The sequence below is a fragment of the Arthrobacter sp. UYCu723 genome (assembly GCF_054059215.1).
In genome coordinates this window covers 86,668-101,763 of sequence record NZ_JBSSBW010000004.1, presented here as the reverse complement: position 1 = coordinate 101,763, position 15,096 = coordinate 86,668, and the positions used below count along the sequence as shown (strand labels likewise).

The 15,096-nt window shown below is 65.6% G+C and carries 14 protein-coding genes, 3 pseudogenes and 1 riboswitch; of the genes and pseudogenes, 15 read left to right on the top strand and 2 right to left on the bottom strand.

Annotated features, from left to right (window positions below):
- Positions 1-53: 53 nt before the first annotated feature.
- A complete protein-coding gene (locus tag ACVWZ8_RS24320; RefSeq protein ID WP_456506359.1) occupies positions 54-791 on the bottom strand; it encodes an NlpC/P60 family protein in 738 nt (245 codons plus the stop codon).
- 3 nt (positions 792-794) lie between these two features.
- Positions 795-991, bottom strand: a riboswitch (cyclic di-AMP (ydaO/yuaA leader).
- A 349-nt stretch (positions 992-1,340) separates the two neighbouring features.
- Between ACVWZ8_RS24320 and ACVWZ8_RS24315 the strand changes: the two genes are divergently transcribed.
- The 15 genes and pseudogenes from ACVWZ8_RS24315 to ACVWZ8_RS24245 all read left to right on the top strand — a co-directional run.
- On the top strand, positions 1,341-1,655 hold the full coding sequence (locus ACVWZ8_RS24315; RefSeq protein ID WP_456506358.1) for a heavy-metal-associated domain-containing protein: 315 nt from the start codon (positions 1,341-1,343) through the stop codon (positions 1,653-1,655).
- A gap of 69 nt (positions 1,656-1,724) precedes the next feature.
- Positions 1,725-3,800: a heavy metal translocating P-type ATPase gene (locus tag ACVWZ8_RS24310; RefSeq protein ID WP_456506357.1), complete on the top strand. Its 2,076-nt coding sequence runs from the start codon at positions 1,725-1,727 to the stop codon at positions 3,798-3,800.
- Between the two features lie 75 nt (positions 3,801-3,875).
- Positions 3,876-4,331 carry a hypothetical protein gene (locus ACVWZ8_RS24305; RefSeq protein ID WP_456506356.1) on the top strand — a complete coding sequence of 152 codons (456 nt, stop codon included), beginning with the start codon at positions 3,876-3,878 and terminating at the stop codon, positions 4,329-4,331.
- 146 nt (positions 4,332-4,477) lie between these two features.
- The gene (locus tag ACVWZ8_RS24300; protein ID WP_456506355.1) at positions 4,478-5,092 is read left to right on the top strand and encodes a DUF305 domain-containing protein; all 615 of its coding nucleotides are present in this window, start codon (positions 4,478-4,480) and stop codon (positions 5,090-5,092) included.
- 75 nt (positions 5,093-5,167) lie between these two features.
- The gene (locus tag ACVWZ8_RS24295; RefSeq protein ID WP_456506354.1) at positions 5,168-6,049 is read left to right on the top strand and encodes a F510_1955 family glycosylhydrolase; all 882 of its coding nucleotides are present in this window, start codon (positions 5,168-5,170) and stop codon (positions 6,047-6,049) included.
- A 4-nt stretch (positions 6,050-6,053) separates the two neighbouring features.
- Positions 6,054-6,803, top strand: coding sequence for a cytochrome c biogenesis CcdA family protein (locus tag ACVWZ8_RS24290; protein WP_456506353.1), 750 nt, complete (start codon positions 6,054-6,056; stop codon positions 6,801-6,803).
- A gap of 50 nt (positions 6,804-6,853) precedes the next feature.
- Entirely contained in the window at positions 6,854-8,458 is a 1,605-nt protein-coding gene (locus ACVWZ8_RS24285; protein ID WP_456506352.1) for a multicopper oxidase family protein, read from the top strand.
- Between the two features lie 11 nt (positions 8,459-8,469).
- Positions 8,470-9,378 carry a prolipoprotein diacylglyceryl transferase gene (gene lgt / locus ACVWZ8_RS24280; RefSeq protein WP_456506351.1) on the top strand — a complete coding sequence of 303 codons (909 nt, stop codon included), beginning with the start codon at positions 8,470-8,472 and terminating at the stop codon, positions 9,376-9,378.
- Positions 9,375-10,010 carry a DUF3105 domain-containing protein gene (locus tag ACVWZ8_RS24275; RefSeq protein WP_456506350.1) on the top strand — a complete coding sequence of 212 codons (636 nt, stop codon included), beginning with the start codon at positions 9,375-9,377 and terminating at the stop codon, positions 10,008-10,010. Before lgt ends, ACVWZ8_RS24275 begins: the two co-directional genes overlap by 4 nt.
- A gap of 18 nt (positions 10,011-10,028) precedes the next feature.
- Positions 10,029-10,286, top strand: coding sequence for a hypothetical protein (locus ACVWZ8_RS24270; RefSeq protein WP_354249703.1), 258 nt, complete (start codon positions 10,029-10,031; stop codon positions 10,284-10,286).
- A 2-nt stretch (positions 10,287-10,288) separates the two neighbouring features.
- Positions 10,289-11,197, top strand: a complete 909-nt coding sequence (locus ACVWZ8_RS24265; protein ID WP_456506349.1) for a cytochrome c oxidase assembly protein — start codon at positions 10,289-10,291, stop codon at positions 11,195-11,197.
- Between the two features lie 226 nt (positions 11,198-11,423).
- Positions 11,424-12,074 (top strand): TlpA family protein disulfide reductase, encoded by a 651-nt coding sequence (locus tag ACVWZ8_RS24260; RefSeq protein ID WP_456506348.1) that lies wholly within the window; start codon positions 11,424-11,426, stop codon positions 12,072-12,074.
- Positions 12,075-12,183: 109 nt separating this feature from the next.
- Positions 12,184-12,471 carry a zf-HC2 domain-containing protein gene (locus tag ACVWZ8_RS24255; protein ID WP_456506347.1) on the top strand — a complete coding sequence of 96 codons (288 nt, stop codon included), beginning with the start codon at positions 12,184-12,186 and terminating at the stop codon, positions 12,469-12,471.
- 423 nt (positions 12,472-12,894) lie between these two features.
- A pseudogene (locus tag ACVWZ8_RS24250) lies at positions 12,895-13,761 on the top strand (prolipoprotein diacylglyceryl transferase family protein); the annotation flags it as partial.
- Positions 13,762-13,786: 25 nt separating this feature from the next.
- Positions 13,787-14,089 (top strand): annotated as a pseudogene (locus ACVWZ8_RS24245) (hypothetical protein); the annotation flags it as partial.
- A gap of 266 nt (positions 14,090-14,355) precedes the next feature.
- Here ACVWZ8_RS24245 and ACVWZ8_RS24240 read toward each other — a convergent pair.
- Positions 14,356-14,966 (bottom strand): annotated as a pseudogene (locus tag ACVWZ8_RS24240) (DedA family protein); the annotation flags it as partial.
- Positions 14,967-15,096 lie beyond the last annotated feature (130 nt).

Below are 15,096 nucleotides of genomic sequence, written 5' to 3'. Positions count from 1 at the left end.
CCGGTGATTCGCTGCCCCCAAGGCAGCGCATCACCGGCCTTCACGTTTCTTATTTAGCCGGCGCGGACGAAGGTGACTGAGCCTTTGGCTGTCATCCAGGTCAGGGGGTGGACGGCGGTTTCGTTCTTGCCGTTCAGGCCGGAGCTGAGGACCTGACCGTTGCCGACGTAGATTCCAACGTGGCCGGGCTGCATGACCATGTCCCCGGGCTGGGGGTCCGTGACGACGGTGCCGTAGTTCATGAACTGCATCGGTCCAAGGTCCCCAACGGGGATCCCGGCAGCATTAAGGGCGTTCTCCACCAGTCGTGTGCAGTCCTGGATCATACCGATCTGGGCGTAGGCGGCCGAAACCATGGTCGCGTTCACCCCTCCCACGGCCGGCGCAGCAACCGGCGCAGCAGCTGGGGCGGGGGCTACGGTGATCGTGGCTTTCGCCGGCGCGGCCTCGGGGGCGGCTGCAGGCTTGGGTGCCTCCACGACGGGGGCCGGTGTGGTGCTGACGGCGGGACGCTCGTAGGAGATCCTGACGGTCGCGTCGGCGCTCAACGGCGCCGGAGCCTGACTGGTCACCTCAAGGTTTGAAGCCGGTTCGGCATCGCGCTGCGCGGGGGCATCTGCGGCCTGCGCGGCGATACCGCTGGTCAGGACCAGGCCGGAGGCAGCTGCGATAACGGCCGCCTGGCGGCCTACACCTCCGGAGTTGGCGGCGACGGTCCTGGACAGGGCCGCGAGCGGGCTTGCCTGGACGTTGCCCGCGCGGTGGCGGCCGTGAGTTCTGCGAATGGACATGAAGTGGCCTCTCCCAATGCCTGCGAGGTGAGCTGTCGGATTCGGATGGGAGTCACCCGGCCGCGGTCCTGCACCAAATGCAGTACAGCGGCTTCACCCCAAGGCCTGCCCGAAGCAGGCCACAAATTGGGTTCCCCGTCTCTGCCGGACGAAATATGAGATCGGATCCCGGGCAGCGGCAGAGTTAGGCAATCAGCTCGGGAGTGCCGCCCTCGGAGAAAACCGGCAGGGACTCGACCGTACAGGACACCCACCCCATTGTCACATTTGAATAACGGGGCCAGCCGAGGGCGGAGAACCCCTGCCCGATGACGCAACCCGAACCCGGCCTGCCGGTCTAAACAGAGGGCACGCCGCGGCCCGGCCGCTCACGCCTGTTGTTCGATTTCCTCGGGGACGCCGACATCCGCCTTGCAAAATATACCCCCTAGGGGTATTCTTTGGGTGTTGCCAGTGAAGTGGTTTGTCCAGGCCCGTGCAATTTCGGCCCTTACAGCCGTTCAACCCCAGCACCTCATGACACCTCTCTTGCAAAAGGACAGAACTGATATGAGTGCACCCCAGGTCCGGACCGAACTGCCCATCGTTGCAGCTGAAACCGCAGGGTGCAGTTGCTGCTCCACCCCGTCAGCGAAGCAGCTGTCACCCCAGGCAGAAGGTACGGAGTACTCCGTCACCGGCCTGACGTGCGGGCACTGTGTCCAGACCGTTGAAAAGGCAGTCTCCGCGCTCGACGGCGTGACGTCGGCCGCCGTCGAACTCGTCGCCGGCGGGACCTCCCGCCTGAGAGTCTCCGGGCCCCACACGGAAGCAGCCGTCCGGGACGCCGTCACCGCCGCGGGGTACAGCCTCAGCAGCAGGTAGTCCGACTACGGCCCTGAGGACAGCTCTGCTGACGCCGTCAGGGAACACTCCCCCAACAGGAGGGCAACGATGGAAAACCACCACAATCGCGACGACGGGGTGGACCACGCCGGCCAGCAGCATGGTGTTCACGACGACGACCACGCGGTCCACAACCACGGGCAGCACGCCGGGCACAGTACCGCCATGTTCAAGAACAGGTTCTGGCTCACCCTGGTCCTGTCCGTGCCCGTGGTGTACTTCAGCCCGATGGTCGGCCACCTCCTGGGCTACATGCCGCCGGTGTTTCCCGGCTCAACCTGGATCCCGGCCGTACTGGGAACGGTGATTTTCGTCTACGGGGGCCAACCGTTCCTCAAGGGCGGTCTGCAGGAACTGAAGACCCGGAGCCCCGGGATGATGCTGCTGATCGCGATGGCCATCACTGTTGCGTTCGCAGCGTCCTGGGTCACTAGCCTTGGCCTGGGTGGATTCGATCTGGACTTCTGGTGGGAACTGGCGCTTCTGGTCGCGATCATGCTGCTGGGCCACTGGATTGAAATGCGGGCCCTCGGCTCCGCGCAGGGAGCCCTGGACGCCCTCGCGGCCCTGCTCCCGGATGAAGCAGACCGCATCACCGACGCTGGCACCGAGACCGTACCCGTCTCCGAACTCCGCGAAGGCGACACAGTCCTGGTCCGCTCCGGCGCTCGGCTGCCGGCCGACGGAACCGTCGTCGACGGCCAGGCGGAAGTGGACGAATCCATGATCACCGGCGAATCCAAGACCGTGCCCCGCGCCCCGGGTGACGCGGTGGTGGCCGGCACAGTCGCGACGGACAACACCATCCGGGTCAGGGTGACCGCCGTCGGCGATAACACCGCTCTGGCCGGCATCCAGCGGCTGGTGGCCGAAGCCCAGGCATCTTCGTCCAAGGCCCAGGCGCTGGCCGACCGTGCCGCGGGGCTCCTGTTTTACTTCGCGGCAGGCGCGGGCATCATCACCTTCATCGTCTGGACCCTGCTGGGCAGCGTCCCGGAGGCAGTCACCCGCACCGTCACTGTGCTCGTGATCGCGTGCCCCCATGCACTGGGCCTGGCCATCCCCCTGGTGATCGCCATCTCCACCGAACAGGCTGCCCGCGCCGGGGTGCTGATCAAGAACCGGATGGCCCTGGAACGCATGCGGACCATCGACGTCGTCCTCTTTGACAAAACCGGCACTCTCACGAAGGGTGAGCCCGACGTGAAGGACGTCACCGCCGTTGCGGGCGGGGATACCGACCGACTGCTGGCGTTGGCTGCCGCCGTCGAGTCCGACAGCGAACACCCCGTGGCACGGGCGATCGTCCGTGCCGCCCGCCAGCGGAACCTGACCGTCCCGGATGCCACCGGCTTCTCGTCTCTCACCGGCCGGGGCGTCCGCGCCACGGTGGACGGGCGGACGGTTCACGTCGGCGGGCCCGCGCTCCTGCGCGAGCTCGACGCCGTCGAGCCTGAACCGCTGGCTCGCTCAACCCGGGCCTGGATGGACCGTGGAGCCGCCGTGCTGCACGTGATCGACGGGAACAGTGTCCTGGGCGCCGTCAGCCTCGAAGACGCCGTCCGCCCGGAATCCCGCCAGGCAGTGGCAGCTCTGCAGAACCGGGGCATCAAGGTGGCTATGATCACCGGCGACGCTTATCAGGTGGCCCAGGCAGTCGCCGAGGACCTGCAAATCGACGAAGTCTTCGCCGAAGTCCTCCCGGCGGACAAGGACAAGAAAGTCGCCGAGCTCCAGGGCCGCGGGCTGAAGGTGGCGATGGTAGGCGACGGCGTCAACGACTCCCCGGCGCTGGCCAGGGCTGAAGTCGGCATCGCGATCGGCGCCGGCACGGACGTGGCGATGGAATCGGCCGGCGTGGTCCTGGCTGGCAATGACCCCCGCGCGGTGCTGTCCATGGTGGACCTGTCCCGCGCCAGTTACCGGAAGATGTGGCAGAACCTCATCTGGGCAACCGGCTACAACGTGTTGTCCGTCCCGCTGGCGGCGGGCGTGCTTGCCTTCGCTGGGGTGGTGCTGTCCCCCGCGGCCGGCGCCGTGCTGATGTCCGTGTCCACGATCGTGGTGGCGTTGAACGCCCAGCTGCTGCGCCGCATAAAGCTCAACCCCGCAGAAGTACGTTGAACCAGGCGAACACGAGGGCCATCCCCGGCCGGTACCCTTAAAGCAAGCATGATCCACAGGAATAGGAGGAGCACCATGACCGCAGCCCTGCCCGGGCATGTCCTGGCCTTCCTCCGCCGTGCGTCCCTGCTGGCCGGAATGCTGGCCATCATCGCAGGGATTCTCGGCATGCACATCATGAGTGGTTCCCAAAGCATGCCGGTGAGCGCCGCAAGCCCGGCCATGACCATGGCCCATGACGTGCGGGCTTCTGCCGCGTGCACGACCGTAGCGGGTCCCGCCGTGCAGGGCACCCCCGTGGCTGTCTCCTTGCCAGGGCTGTCATGTGCGGGCACGCCCGGGTGCGCGACGATGTCCGCCATGGACGCGGCCTGCGTCCCCTTCCCGGGCACAGCGTTGCTGGCGGCGCCGTTGCCGGGAGATACCCTGATGCCGGCGGCGAACGCCGCCAACCCCTCGACCGAGTCCGCCCCCTACGCATATCTGCCCGGCGGTCCTTCGCCGTGCGACCTCTGCATCAGCCGGACCTAAAAGACTGAGTTGCGCCGTGTCCTGCCCGGTGCATAAGCCCTTACCCTGACGCGCCCCTGCCGGCTACCCCGGCCTCGTTCTCGTGCGCGCCATCAGCCACCGGCCGCGTCCAGTGCCGGTTGATGTCTTGAAGGACCCTGATTCTGATGAAGAAGTTTCTGACCATTTCCGCCACCGCCGCTGCCGCAGTCATTGCTTTGTCCGGCTGCTCCACAGGATCCGGCGGAGGAAGCATGCCCGGCATGGACATGGGCAGCTCCAGCTCCAAGCCGGCCAACAGTGCTCCCGCTGCCGCCGGCGGCTACAACGCCGCCGACACCATGTTCGCCCAGATGATGATTCCGCACCACACCCAGGCAGTGGAGATGAGCGACACGATACTGAACAAACAGGGCATCCCGGCCCCGGTGACCGCCCTGGCCACCAGAATCAAGGCAGAGCAGGGCCCCGAGATCGACAAGCTGACCACGTGGCTGAGCGACTGGAAGGAACCCGCCCAGATGTCCGGCAGCATGTCCGGCGGCGGCATGTCCGGAATGATGAGCGGCGAGGACATGGCGAAACTGGACGCCGCGCAGGGAACCGAAGCGGCCGAGCTCTTCCTGACCCAGATGATCGCCCACCACGAAGGCGCAGTCATGATGGCCAAGACCGAAAGCACCGACGGGAAAAACCCAGACGCAGTGCAGCTCAGCAAGAACATCGTTACCTCCCAGGAAGCGCAAATGAAGGAAATGAAGGACCTGCTGACCACCCTCTAGCCAGCATCCTCAGAGGGCGGTCCCACCAAAGGGGCCGCCCCACTGCCCTTGTTCCTCCCGATCCCTGGAGTTACCGTGTCTTTCCCACCCACATCCCGCCGCCGCCCGGCCGCGATCTTAGCCGCAGCAGCCGCCCTGGTCCTGCCCCTAGCCGCCTGCGCCCCGTCCGCCGTCCCTGCATCCAATACCCCTTCAGCCGTTGCCGCGACAGGTCTGCCCAGCGCCCACATCCATGGGCTGAGCGTCAACGGTGAAACCGGCCAGGTACTGCTGGCAACGCACGAGGGCCTGTTCGACGTATCCACAAAGCCTGCCGTCAAAATCGGGCCCACGAACGACCTCATGGGCTTCACCGCTGCCATGGAGCAGGGCGTCTTTTACGCTTCCGGCCACCCCGGGACAGGCCCAACGCTGCCCAGCCCGCTCGGACTCATCACCACCAGCGACGGCGGCAAAACCTGGGGGCAGCTCTCCCGGCAGGGCGAATCGGACTTCCACTCCCTCACCACCACCAAGTCCGGCGTCGTGGCCTTTGACGGGACCCTCCGCACCAGCCCGGACGGAAAAACCTGGAAAACCGCCGCCTCGAGCTTTACCCCGGCAGCCTTGGCCGGTAACCCTTACAGCGACACCGTTCTGGCCACCACCCAAGAGGGCCTGCAGCGTTCCACCGACGGCGGGGCCACGTGGGGTCTGGACAAGGCTGCCCCGGTGATCCAGTTCGCCGCGTTTGCCAGCGCCACGGAAGCCGTCGGTGTCGAACCCGGCGGCGCCGTCCACTACTCCCCTGACGGCGGTGCCACCTGGACCCGGAAGGGCCAGATCAGCGGCGCGGTCCAGGCCGTCGCGGCGACGGAAGGGTCGGACGGGAATCCCTGGATCTGGGCCGCGACCTCTACCGGCCTGGTGGTCTCCACGGACGGCGGGGCCACGTTCCGGCCCGCTGACGCGGTCTGATCCGATGGACATCGGCGGGTACTTTGCGTCCATGGTGACCTCCGGAGCGTTGCTTATCGCCATCCCGCTGGCCATGACGGCAGGCCTGGTGTCGTTCCTCTCGCCTTGCATCCTGCCCTTGGTGCCGGGCTACCTGGGATTCGTGTCCGGGCTGACTGATCCGACGCAACCGCACAACCGCCGCCGCGTCCTGACCGGCGTCGGGCTCTTTGTCCTGGGTTTCGCCGCCGTGTTCACCCTCTACGGGGCCGCGTTCGGCGCCATCGGGTCCTGGCTGCTGCGCTGGCAGGATGCCCTGATGCGAGGCCTCGGTGTCGTGGTGATCCTGATGGGGCTGGCGCTCCTGGGTCTGGTTCCTTGGCTGCAGCAGACCCGCAAGCTCACCCTCGGCCGCCGGACAGGACTCGCCGGCGCACCCCTGCTGGGCATCGTCTTTGGGCTCGGCTGGACACCCTGCATGGGTCCGACGCTGAGCGCTGTCCTGTCCCTGAGCGTGACCACCGGCAGTGCAGGACGTGGGGCGCTACTGGCGTTCGCCTACTGCCTGGGCCTGGGCATCCCCTTCGCCCTGACGGCCATGGGCCTGAACTGGGTCAGCGCAGCTCTGGCCTTCGTCCGACGTCACATCCGGGTCGTCAACATCGCCGGCGCCTCCATGCTCATCATTCTGGGGGTCCTCATGGTTTCCGGTGTGTGGGTGAGGTGGATCTATCAGCTCCAGAACCTTTCCGGAACCTTCCTGACCCCAATCTGAAAACCGTACCTCCATGGGTCCCCCATGGGCGCCTCGATAAGGAGAACTTCTTGAATGCCCTCACCGATCATCACCTTGGCCGCCGCCGGTTTCTAAGCCTGTCGGTGGCCGGGGCCGCCGCTGCGGCCCTCGCGGCCTGTACCAACACCCAGGGCGCCGCCGGCCTCCCGGCCCGCATCCAGCCCACCGATCCAATCGTTGCCGAGTACGAAGCCCGCCGGGCGGGCGGTGGAAAAACCGTCACCCAAAACCTGACCGCCGCTACCTTCCAGGCAACCGTCGCCGGCAAGCCCCTCACGACCTGGGGATACAACGGGGGCCTTAACGCGCCGGTACTGCGGGCCGTGGCGGGGGATCGGCTCCAGGTCCCGCTGACCAACAACCTCAAGGACGAAACCAGCATTCACTGGCACGGCCTGGCCCTCAGAAACGACCAGGACGGGGTGCCCGGCCTCACCCAGGACCCGGTCGCCGCCGGCGCCGCGTTCAGCTACGATTTCCTTCTCCCCCACCCCGGCACGTACTGGTACCACTCCCATGTTGAGATGCAGCGCGAGCGGGCACTCTACGGGGCACTGATCATCGAGGACCCGGCAGAGAAACTCGTTTACGACCAGGACTGGGTCATCGTGCTCGATGACTGGATGGACGGTATCACCGGTACCCCCGACGACGTCCTCAAAGAGCTCTCCGGCGGCATGTCCATGTCCGGTGGCACGATGTCCGGCAGCACCATGCCCGGCATGGACCACGGTTCCATGTCCTCCGCGTCCCCTTCCCCTGCCCCTTCCGACCCGGGGTCAGCAGGGATGGGGATGAAGCACATGCTGATGGGCTCGCGCAGCGACTTCCTCGGCGGGGACGCCGGGGACGTCAGCTACCCATACCACCTGTTCAACTCAAAATCCCCGGATGAAGCGGACCTCCTGGCCGCCGCGGCCGGTCAGGTGATCCGGCTGCGGATCATCAACGCCGCCGGGGACACCGCCTACCGTGTGGGCATCCCGGGCCAGAAGCTCACCCTCACCCACACCGACGGATTCCCGGTCGTCCATCAGAACGTCGACGCCGTCGTGCTCGGGATGGGCGAACGCATCGATGCCCTCATCACCGTCAAAGACGGATTCACTCCCGTGATGGCGCTGCCCGAGGGGAAAACCGGCCAGGCACTGGGGTTCATCAGCACCGGCACGGGCAAACGGCCGCTCCCGGCCACCCTGCCGAACACGCTCGAAGGCACTGTGGTCGACGGCGGTCAGCTCAAAGCAGCCCCCGACGTCGTCCTCCCCGCCAAAACGCCTGACCGGACCCACGAGCTCAAACTCACCGGCGGCATGGAGAAATACGACTGGGGCATCAACGGGCACCGCTTCGACATGACCAAGCCCTTCGAGAACGCCTTCGATATCAAAGCCGGCGAACGCGTCGAGGTGCGATTCATCAACGACACCGACATGTGGCACCCCATGCACCTGCACGGCCACACCTTCCAGGTCGGTGCCGCCGGGGCACGCAAGGACACCGTGATCGTCCGTGCCAAGCAGACCGTCACGGTGACATTCGATGCCGATAACCCGGGCCAGTGGCTGACCCACTGCCACAACGCCTACCATGCCGAACGCGGCATGATGGGCGTCTTCTCCTACATCAAATAAGGGACCCGACCATGAACACCCCTGTCATGACAGAACTGTTCTTCCCCTCCCCCACCGTGAGCGCTTTCGCAATGGGCCCGCTGACCATCCGCTTCTACGCCCTCGCCATCCTGGCCGGCATCGTTGTCGGTGTCTGGCTGACCGCCCGGCGCCTGCGGTTCCGGGGCGGCACCACGTCCCAGACCCTGGATATCGTGACCTGGGCGGTGCCGTTCGGCATCGTCGGTGGCAGGCTCTACCATGTCATCACCGACAACCAGCTCTACTTCGGGCCGGGCAAAGATCCCTGGGGCGCGGTCCGGATCTGGGAAGGCGGCCTCGGGATCTGGGGGGCAGTCGCCCTGGGCCTGATGGGTGCTTGGATCGGGGCACGGCGAGCCGGGGTGCCTTTCACTGCGTTTGTGGATGCGGCCGCTCCCGGCCTGCTGATCGCCCAGGGTCTGGGCCGGTGGGGGAACTGGTTCAATAACGAACTCTACGGCGAACCCACGGACCTGCCCTGGAAACTCCAGATCCACACCATGAACCAGGCCACCGGGCAGGCCGTCATGACCCCCGATGGCACACCGGTGATTCTCGGCTACTTCCAGCCCACCTTCCTCTACGAATCCCTGTGGTGCCTGGCCGCCGCGTCGCTGTTGATGTTCCTGGACCGCAAATACAAGCTCGGTGCCGGCTCGGTCTTCGCGCTCTACGTCGTTCTTTACACCACCGGCCGGTTTGCCTTCGAACTGATGCGCTCCGACCCCGCCAACACCATCCTGGGCCTGCGCGTGAACACCTGGGTCTCCGGCCTGCTCTTTGTTGCCGGGCTGGCCCTCTTCCAGGCCTTCCGGTCCCGGCCGCGCTCCGAAGCCGGCACCCGCGCGCCGGATCTGCGCCAGGATCCTGCCGCAGCCGCCGAAAGGACAAACACATGAGTAACGCCGGAAAGCGACGCGCCGACCACGAGACTGTCCTGGCCGCCGTCCGGGCCCAGCAGAAGGCCAAGCAACGCAAATGGAACCTTCTGGTCTACGGCAGTTTCGGCCTGATCCTGGCGATCATCATTACCGCCGTTGCCTTCACCGTCACCGGATCAGTCCAGGAAAAAAACGCCGCTGCGGAGGCTGCGAAAAGACCCATCGACGGGGTCCAGACGTTCGCCGGGCTCTCCCGCAACCACGTCCAGGACGCCGTCGACTACCCGCAGGAGCCGGGCGCCGGAGGTGACCATGCGCCGGTCTGGACGAGCTGCGGCGTCTACACCGAACCGGTCAACGAACAACGCGCGGTGCACTCCCTCGAACACGGTGCGGTGTGGCTGACCTACAACCCGGACCTGCCGGCGGCAGAGATCACCAAGCTCACCGACCTCGCCAAGGCCAAGCCCTATCTCCTGCTCAGCCCCGACAAGGACCAGACCGGACCGGTCACAGCCACCGCCTGGGAAACCCAACTGAACGTCCAGGACCCCGGCGACCAACGCCTCGCCGCCTTCATCGGCACCTACGCCCAATCCCCTAAAGCACCCGAACCCGGCGCCGCCTGCACCGGCGGAACCAACGGCTAACCACCACCAAGGAAAACCATGAAAAATTTCCGCAAACCCAAACAAGCAGCCGACACCGAATCACGCTACCGCCGACACCGGCGGCTCGTCCGGATCGGACAAGCCTTCATGGCCGCCGGTGCCCTCGTCGCCATCAGCCACTGGATCGCCCACCTGGCCGCTACCGGTCAGGGGCCCAGCCTTACCGAGGACATTTTCATCGGATACCCCACCGGTGCCCTGCTGATCCTCATCGGCGCAATTCTCGCCGGCCGCACCGAGACGAAAAAGCGCTGAGCATGCCGCCCCCGGATGTTGTCCTGGCCTCCTGGACCCTGAACTGGCCGGCCCTGGCTCTGCTGGTCGCCGCAGCCCTCCTCTATGGCCGTGGCCTCCGCACCGCACGGCACCGAGGGATCCGGTGGCCGTGGTGGCGGACCCTGACGTTCTACGTCCTGGGCCTGGGCAGCTTCGCCGTGCTCAGCTTCGGGTTCACCGGTCTCTACAGCCACGACCTGCGCTGGGTCTTTACCCTGAAAATCACCTCATACCTGTTCATCGTTCCGCTCCTGGTCACCGCTGGCAAACCCCTCACTCTGGCCCGGGAGACCCTCGGACCGGCAGGTGTGGCACGACTGGACGGATTTCTGGGCCACCCTGTAATGCGGGCGCTGAGTAACACCGTCGTCGCCGCGCTGCTGGGCCTGGGAATCTTCACCCTCTTCCTGACACCGCTGTTCCACCCCCTGCGGACCGAACCGCTCTGGGACATGGCCCTGACCATACTCGTGCCGCTGACCGGGATGCTGATGGTCGTGCCCATCATCGAAGATGCGTCGGCCAAGGCCGTCAGCGCGCTGATCATCGTCGAATTCATCTACGTGTTCATTGAACTCGTCGCCGACGCCGTGCCAGGGATCATGATGCGAATCAGCCCGCAGATCCTGGACGGGGCAACCCAGGGACTCACCGGGCATCCGGGCTGGCTACCGGGCCCGCTCCGGGATCAGCAGCTCGCCGGGGACCTGCTGTGGTTCCTGGCCGAAATAGTCGACGTGCCCCTGATCATCCTCATGTTCGTCCGGTTCGCCCGCAGCGACCGGAACGAAGCGATCTCCTTCGACAGCCTCACCGACGATCAGCTGGAGGCGCTGAACCGCGAACACCTGCACGGACCGCGCACAACCCGGGGCAGCAGTGATGCGTAAAGCCCGCTCCCGTACCCCCGCTCCCCATCACTGTATTGCACCCAAGAACACAGAGATGGAACACGCCACGATCAGGCCGATCACGGTATCCGATTCAGCAGATGCCCTGGCGAGCCTGAGAACTGACATTCGAGGACGCCCGCGGCCGCCGCAACCGCTGCCCTCCGGGGCCGTCCTTTCGCCAATCCCATTCAACTTCGCATCGGCCTTTATCAAAGGACAAATCATGCATGAGTTCAGCCCCTCCGACCGAACCGCTGCCCCCGGGCCCGCGCAAAGGACCGGTTTACCGCGCCGCCGTCTTCTCTCCCTGGGAATTCTTGGTCTTGGCCTGCCCGTGCTCGCGGGCTGCGCCTCCAGCGACGCCCTGGCCCGGCAGGCCAAAACCGGGGACAACAAAAACTACATCGCCGGGGACGGCTCCGTCACCGAATATGCTGCAGCCGAACGGAAACCCCCTGTGGTGCTGACGGGGCAACTGTACGACGGGACAGCCGTGAACTCCCGCGACTGGACCGGAAAGGTGATCGTCCTGAACTTCTGGTACGCCGCATGTGCGCCGTGCAGGCTCGAAGCTCCACGGCTGGAGGCGCTCTCGAATGAGTTCAAAACACAAGGCGTCTCCTTCTACGGCGTGAACATCCGCGATGAGGAACCTACCGCCGCCGCCTTCGAACGGACCTTCAGCGTCACCTACCCCAGCATGCACGACAAGGACGGGGGCATCCTGCTGGCCATGTCCCAGTACGTTCCACCCCAGGCCGTCCCCTCCACACTCGTTCTGGACAGGGAAGGCAGAGTCGCGGCGCGGATCCTGGGCCTGGCCGACCAGAGCATCCTCAAATCCCTCATTACAGGGGCCGTGGCACCGGGATAGCGGTCAGGGACCGGAAACCCAGAGGGCAGGGCCTTCCGGGCATGCGTCGGAAGTCCAGAGCGTCTCCGTGGCTGGCCTAGCAAAGGTCATTCAGGAGAGGAATAGGAAGATGAGCCCTACCGGAGGAGACGGGTACCGGGAGTGGACCGGGGCATACGTGCTGGGCGCCCTGAGTCCCTCCGAGCGGCGCGAGTTCGAAAGACACCTGGGCGATTGCGCCGGTTGCGCGGCATCCGTCGCCGAATTTTCCGGGCTGCCGGCACTACTGGACCTGCTGACCCACGATCAGGCGGTGTCCCTCGGACGGACTGTGACGTCTGAGACACCCCACCAAATCCCGCGTCCTGTCGAAAAAAATACGACGGAGGCCGCACCAAAGGAACACCGTGACGACTAAGAAACGGCGAAAGCCGGCACCGAAAAGGCCCGGGCCCTCCCCTGCCACGCACAACCCGGCACGTCCCGGCACGTCCGGCGCACGCCGGTACGCCGCCGCGCTGACCGTCACCCACTCACCACAGAAACAGATCGCGGTCCCCGGCTCTTTGACCCGTTTGATCCGCAGGGGCTGGCCGTCACGTACCGGCTCGACACCGGCCGAGGTCACCACAAAACCCGGGGACCGCCATACTTACCGTCCCGTGGCAGGAAAACGGTGTCCTGCAGCCATCGCGAGGACTTTGCCCGTCCCCGGTTGAACGGTCACAAGAGAGGCCCAGCATCGGTCCGGGCTCGCGCCTGCGGTGGAGTCAACTTGCGTTTGGGCGACGCTCTGAAAGCCGGCTCCCGACCATTCGCATCACTGAAGGACATATTCACGATGAGTAAGAAACGGCGCAGGCCAGCACCGAAGAGAGCCGGGCACTCCCCGGCCACGCACCACCCGGCACGTCCGGGCACACGCCGGCATGTCACAGCGAAGCAGGCAACGAGCGAACACTCGCCCAATACAGAAACAGACAACGGTCCCCGGCTCTTCGATCCCCTTGAACCGCAGGGACTGGCCGCCACGTATTGGCTCGACACCGCCGCCTGGGAAGGACCGCAGGAGCTCTCTGTACGATTCTCCGGTACCCGGTCCGGCGAAGTCGCCGGGGAACCCGCGGAGTACTTCGAAGTCTATGAAGACGTAGACTCGGTCACGCCCGGGACCGGGCGGATCGCCGTCACGTCCCGCGTATCCGGAATCACCGGCGGGCTATGGGATGTCACCGCAACCCCGGTGGCGCGGACCGGCAGAGACCCTCAGCGCCCCGCGATAGCTCTTCCGGGACGCCCGTCGCAGCGCACGACGGTCCACACCCGGTTTCATGCCCTCGCCCAAGGACCGGGCGTCCACGCCTGGTCCTGGCCTGTGCTGGTGGGTCTGGGCGCGGTCCTGGCCGTCCTCCTTCAGGCCCTGTTCCTGACCAGGCAGGGCATTGACCCTTACGGCCCGGTCTGGCTGACCATACTGGCCAACGCCGTGGGCGGGGTGTGTGCCCGGCTCTGGTGCCTTGCCCTGAACCGTCAGCGACTGAGCAGCTTCTTCAAAACCGGTGCGTGCATCCAGGGATTCCTGGCAGGCGCGCTGTCCACCATCGTCGCCGGGTCACTGATCTTCGGTTTGCCGACGGGCCGAATTCTGGACGCTACAGCGGTCGGGCTCTTCTTCGGCCTGGCCCTGGGACGGCCCGGATGTTTCTTTAGGCGGGTGCTGTTACGGGCGCCCCACCGCCTCGCGATGGGGGCTATGGTCCTCGGACCGGCGGGTAGGACGGCTCAGGCACCCTGTCCAGCTCTACGAAGCGTTTCTGTCACTACTGACCGGCCTCGGAACGCTGGCCATCGCGCTGGCAGCGCCACCGGGCATTCCTGGGCTGGTCTTCGTGGGCTCCATCACGGCCTACACCCTGGGCCGGCAGCTGCTCTTCCCGTTAAGGGTAGAGTCCCGCACCCGGCGGGGACGGACACTGACCATCGTGGTGTGCACCCTGATTCTGGGCGCAGACCTCATGCTGGCTGCCCTGTCCTGATTCTCGCTACGGCAAAGAACATAGCCAAGGCTGGAAAAGTCGGACGCATATTCGAGGAAACTGCGGGTGAACGTGCTGCTTAACGCGCCACGGTCCTGACGGACGACGGGAAGCGTTCAGCTGCCCTGCGTCGTGCAAAGACGGGGCAGCTGCGAACACCACTGAGGCTTAACCTGGGGATTCGGCGGCCGTGGTGCCCCGGTACGTCGGCAAAACATACGGCCGCGGAGTCAGCTCTTGAGAGCCTTTTCGATGCTGGTCTTCGTATCATGGCCGCCGAGGCGTTTATGCCACCACCGCATGAGATGGTCGATGATGATGCCAAGTACAATGGCGAACGCCACGGCAAGGCCGGCACTTAAGAGAGGATTGCGGTGAAGCCAGGGAAAGGAACTGGCAAGAACACCGATTCCGACTGAATACACAACCCAAGTGAGGCACGCGAGGGCGTCCAGGAGAATAGAACGGCGGCGCGGGAACGCTGTCGTTCCGGCCACGTAATTCACCGCAACGCGCCCCCAAGGGATGTAACGGGCGGTAAAGATCAGCACGGCTCCGCGCTTTTCCAGCTCAGACCGGGCCCAGCTGAACACTTTCCGGACCTTCGGGGTACGCATCCAACCCCAACGCTCCAGACCGATTTTCCGGCCAAGCATATACGCCATGTTGTCCCCGGCCTTGCTCCGAGCAAGGCGGTGAGTCCAAGCACCCACAGGTTGGGTTCGCCGCTTTGCCGGGAGAAAGCGGCCAACGCAACGATGAGGGTCTCGCTGGGAACGACCATCGCGAAACCATCTATAAAGAAAAAGACAAATAGAAGCGGATAGATCCACCACTGCCCGGCCACATGGAGCACCGCTTCACTAATAAAATCCACGCGGCGGCTCCCAAGCACAATAGGGGCGAAGGAAATCGCCCCTCAGTGTCCCACGGCCGGGGCTATGTCCGCCATGGCCTTCACGGCCAGGTGCTGAGCGGGAACCACCCAACCGGGGACCTGGACGACA

Excerpts from the sequence above, each read along its gene's own strand:
- ACVWZ8_RS24320 (WP_456506359.1), bottom strand. The coding sequence starts at position 791 with ATGTCCATTCGCAGAACTCACGGCCGCCACCGCGCGGGCAACGTCCAG.
- ACVWZ8_RS24315 (WP_456506358.1), top strand. The coding sequence starts at position 1,341 with ATGAGTGCACCCCAGGTCCGGACCGAACTGCCCATCGTTGCAGCTGAA.
- ACVWZ8_RS24310 (WP_456506357.1), top strand. The coding sequence starts at position 1,725 with ATGGAAAACCACCACAATCGCGACGACGGGGTGGACCACGCCGGCCAG.
- ACVWZ8_RS24305 (WP_456506356.1), top strand. The coding sequence starts at position 3,876 with ATGACCGCAGCCCTGCCCGGGCATGTCCTGGCCTTCCTCCGCCGTGCG.
- ACVWZ8_RS24300 (WP_456506355.1), top strand. The coding sequence starts at position 4,478 with ATGAAGAAGTTTCTGACCATTTCCGCCACCGCCGCTGCCGCAGTCATT.
- ACVWZ8_RS24290 (WP_456506353.1), top strand. The coding sequence starts at position 6,054 with ATGGACATCGGCGGGTACTTTGCGTCCATGGTGACCTCCGGAGCGTTG.
- lgt (WP_456506351.1), top strand. The coding sequence starts at position 8,470 with ATGAACACCCCTGTCATGACAGAACTGTTCTTCCCCTCCCCCACCGTG.
- ACVWZ8_RS24275 (WP_456506350.1), top strand. The coding sequence starts at position 9,375 with ATGAGTAACGCCGGAAAGCGACGCGCCGACCACGAGACTGTCCTGGCC.
- ACVWZ8_RS24270 (WP_354249703.1), top strand. The coding sequence starts at position 10,029 with ATGAAAAATTTCCGCAAACCCAAACAAGCAGCCGACACCGAATCACGC.
- ACVWZ8_RS24265 (WP_456506349.1), top strand. The coding sequence starts at position 10,289 with ATGCCGCCCCCGGATGTTGTCCTGGCCTCCTGGACCCTGAACTGGCCG.
- ACVWZ8_RS24260 (WP_456506348.1), top strand. The coding sequence starts at position 11,424 with ATGCATGAGTTCAGCCCCTCCGACCGAACCGCTGCCCCCGGGCCCGCG.
- ACVWZ8_RS24255 (WP_456506347.1), top strand. The coding sequence starts at position 12,184 with ATGAGCCCTACCGGAGGAGACGGGTACCGGGAGTGGACCGGGGCATAC.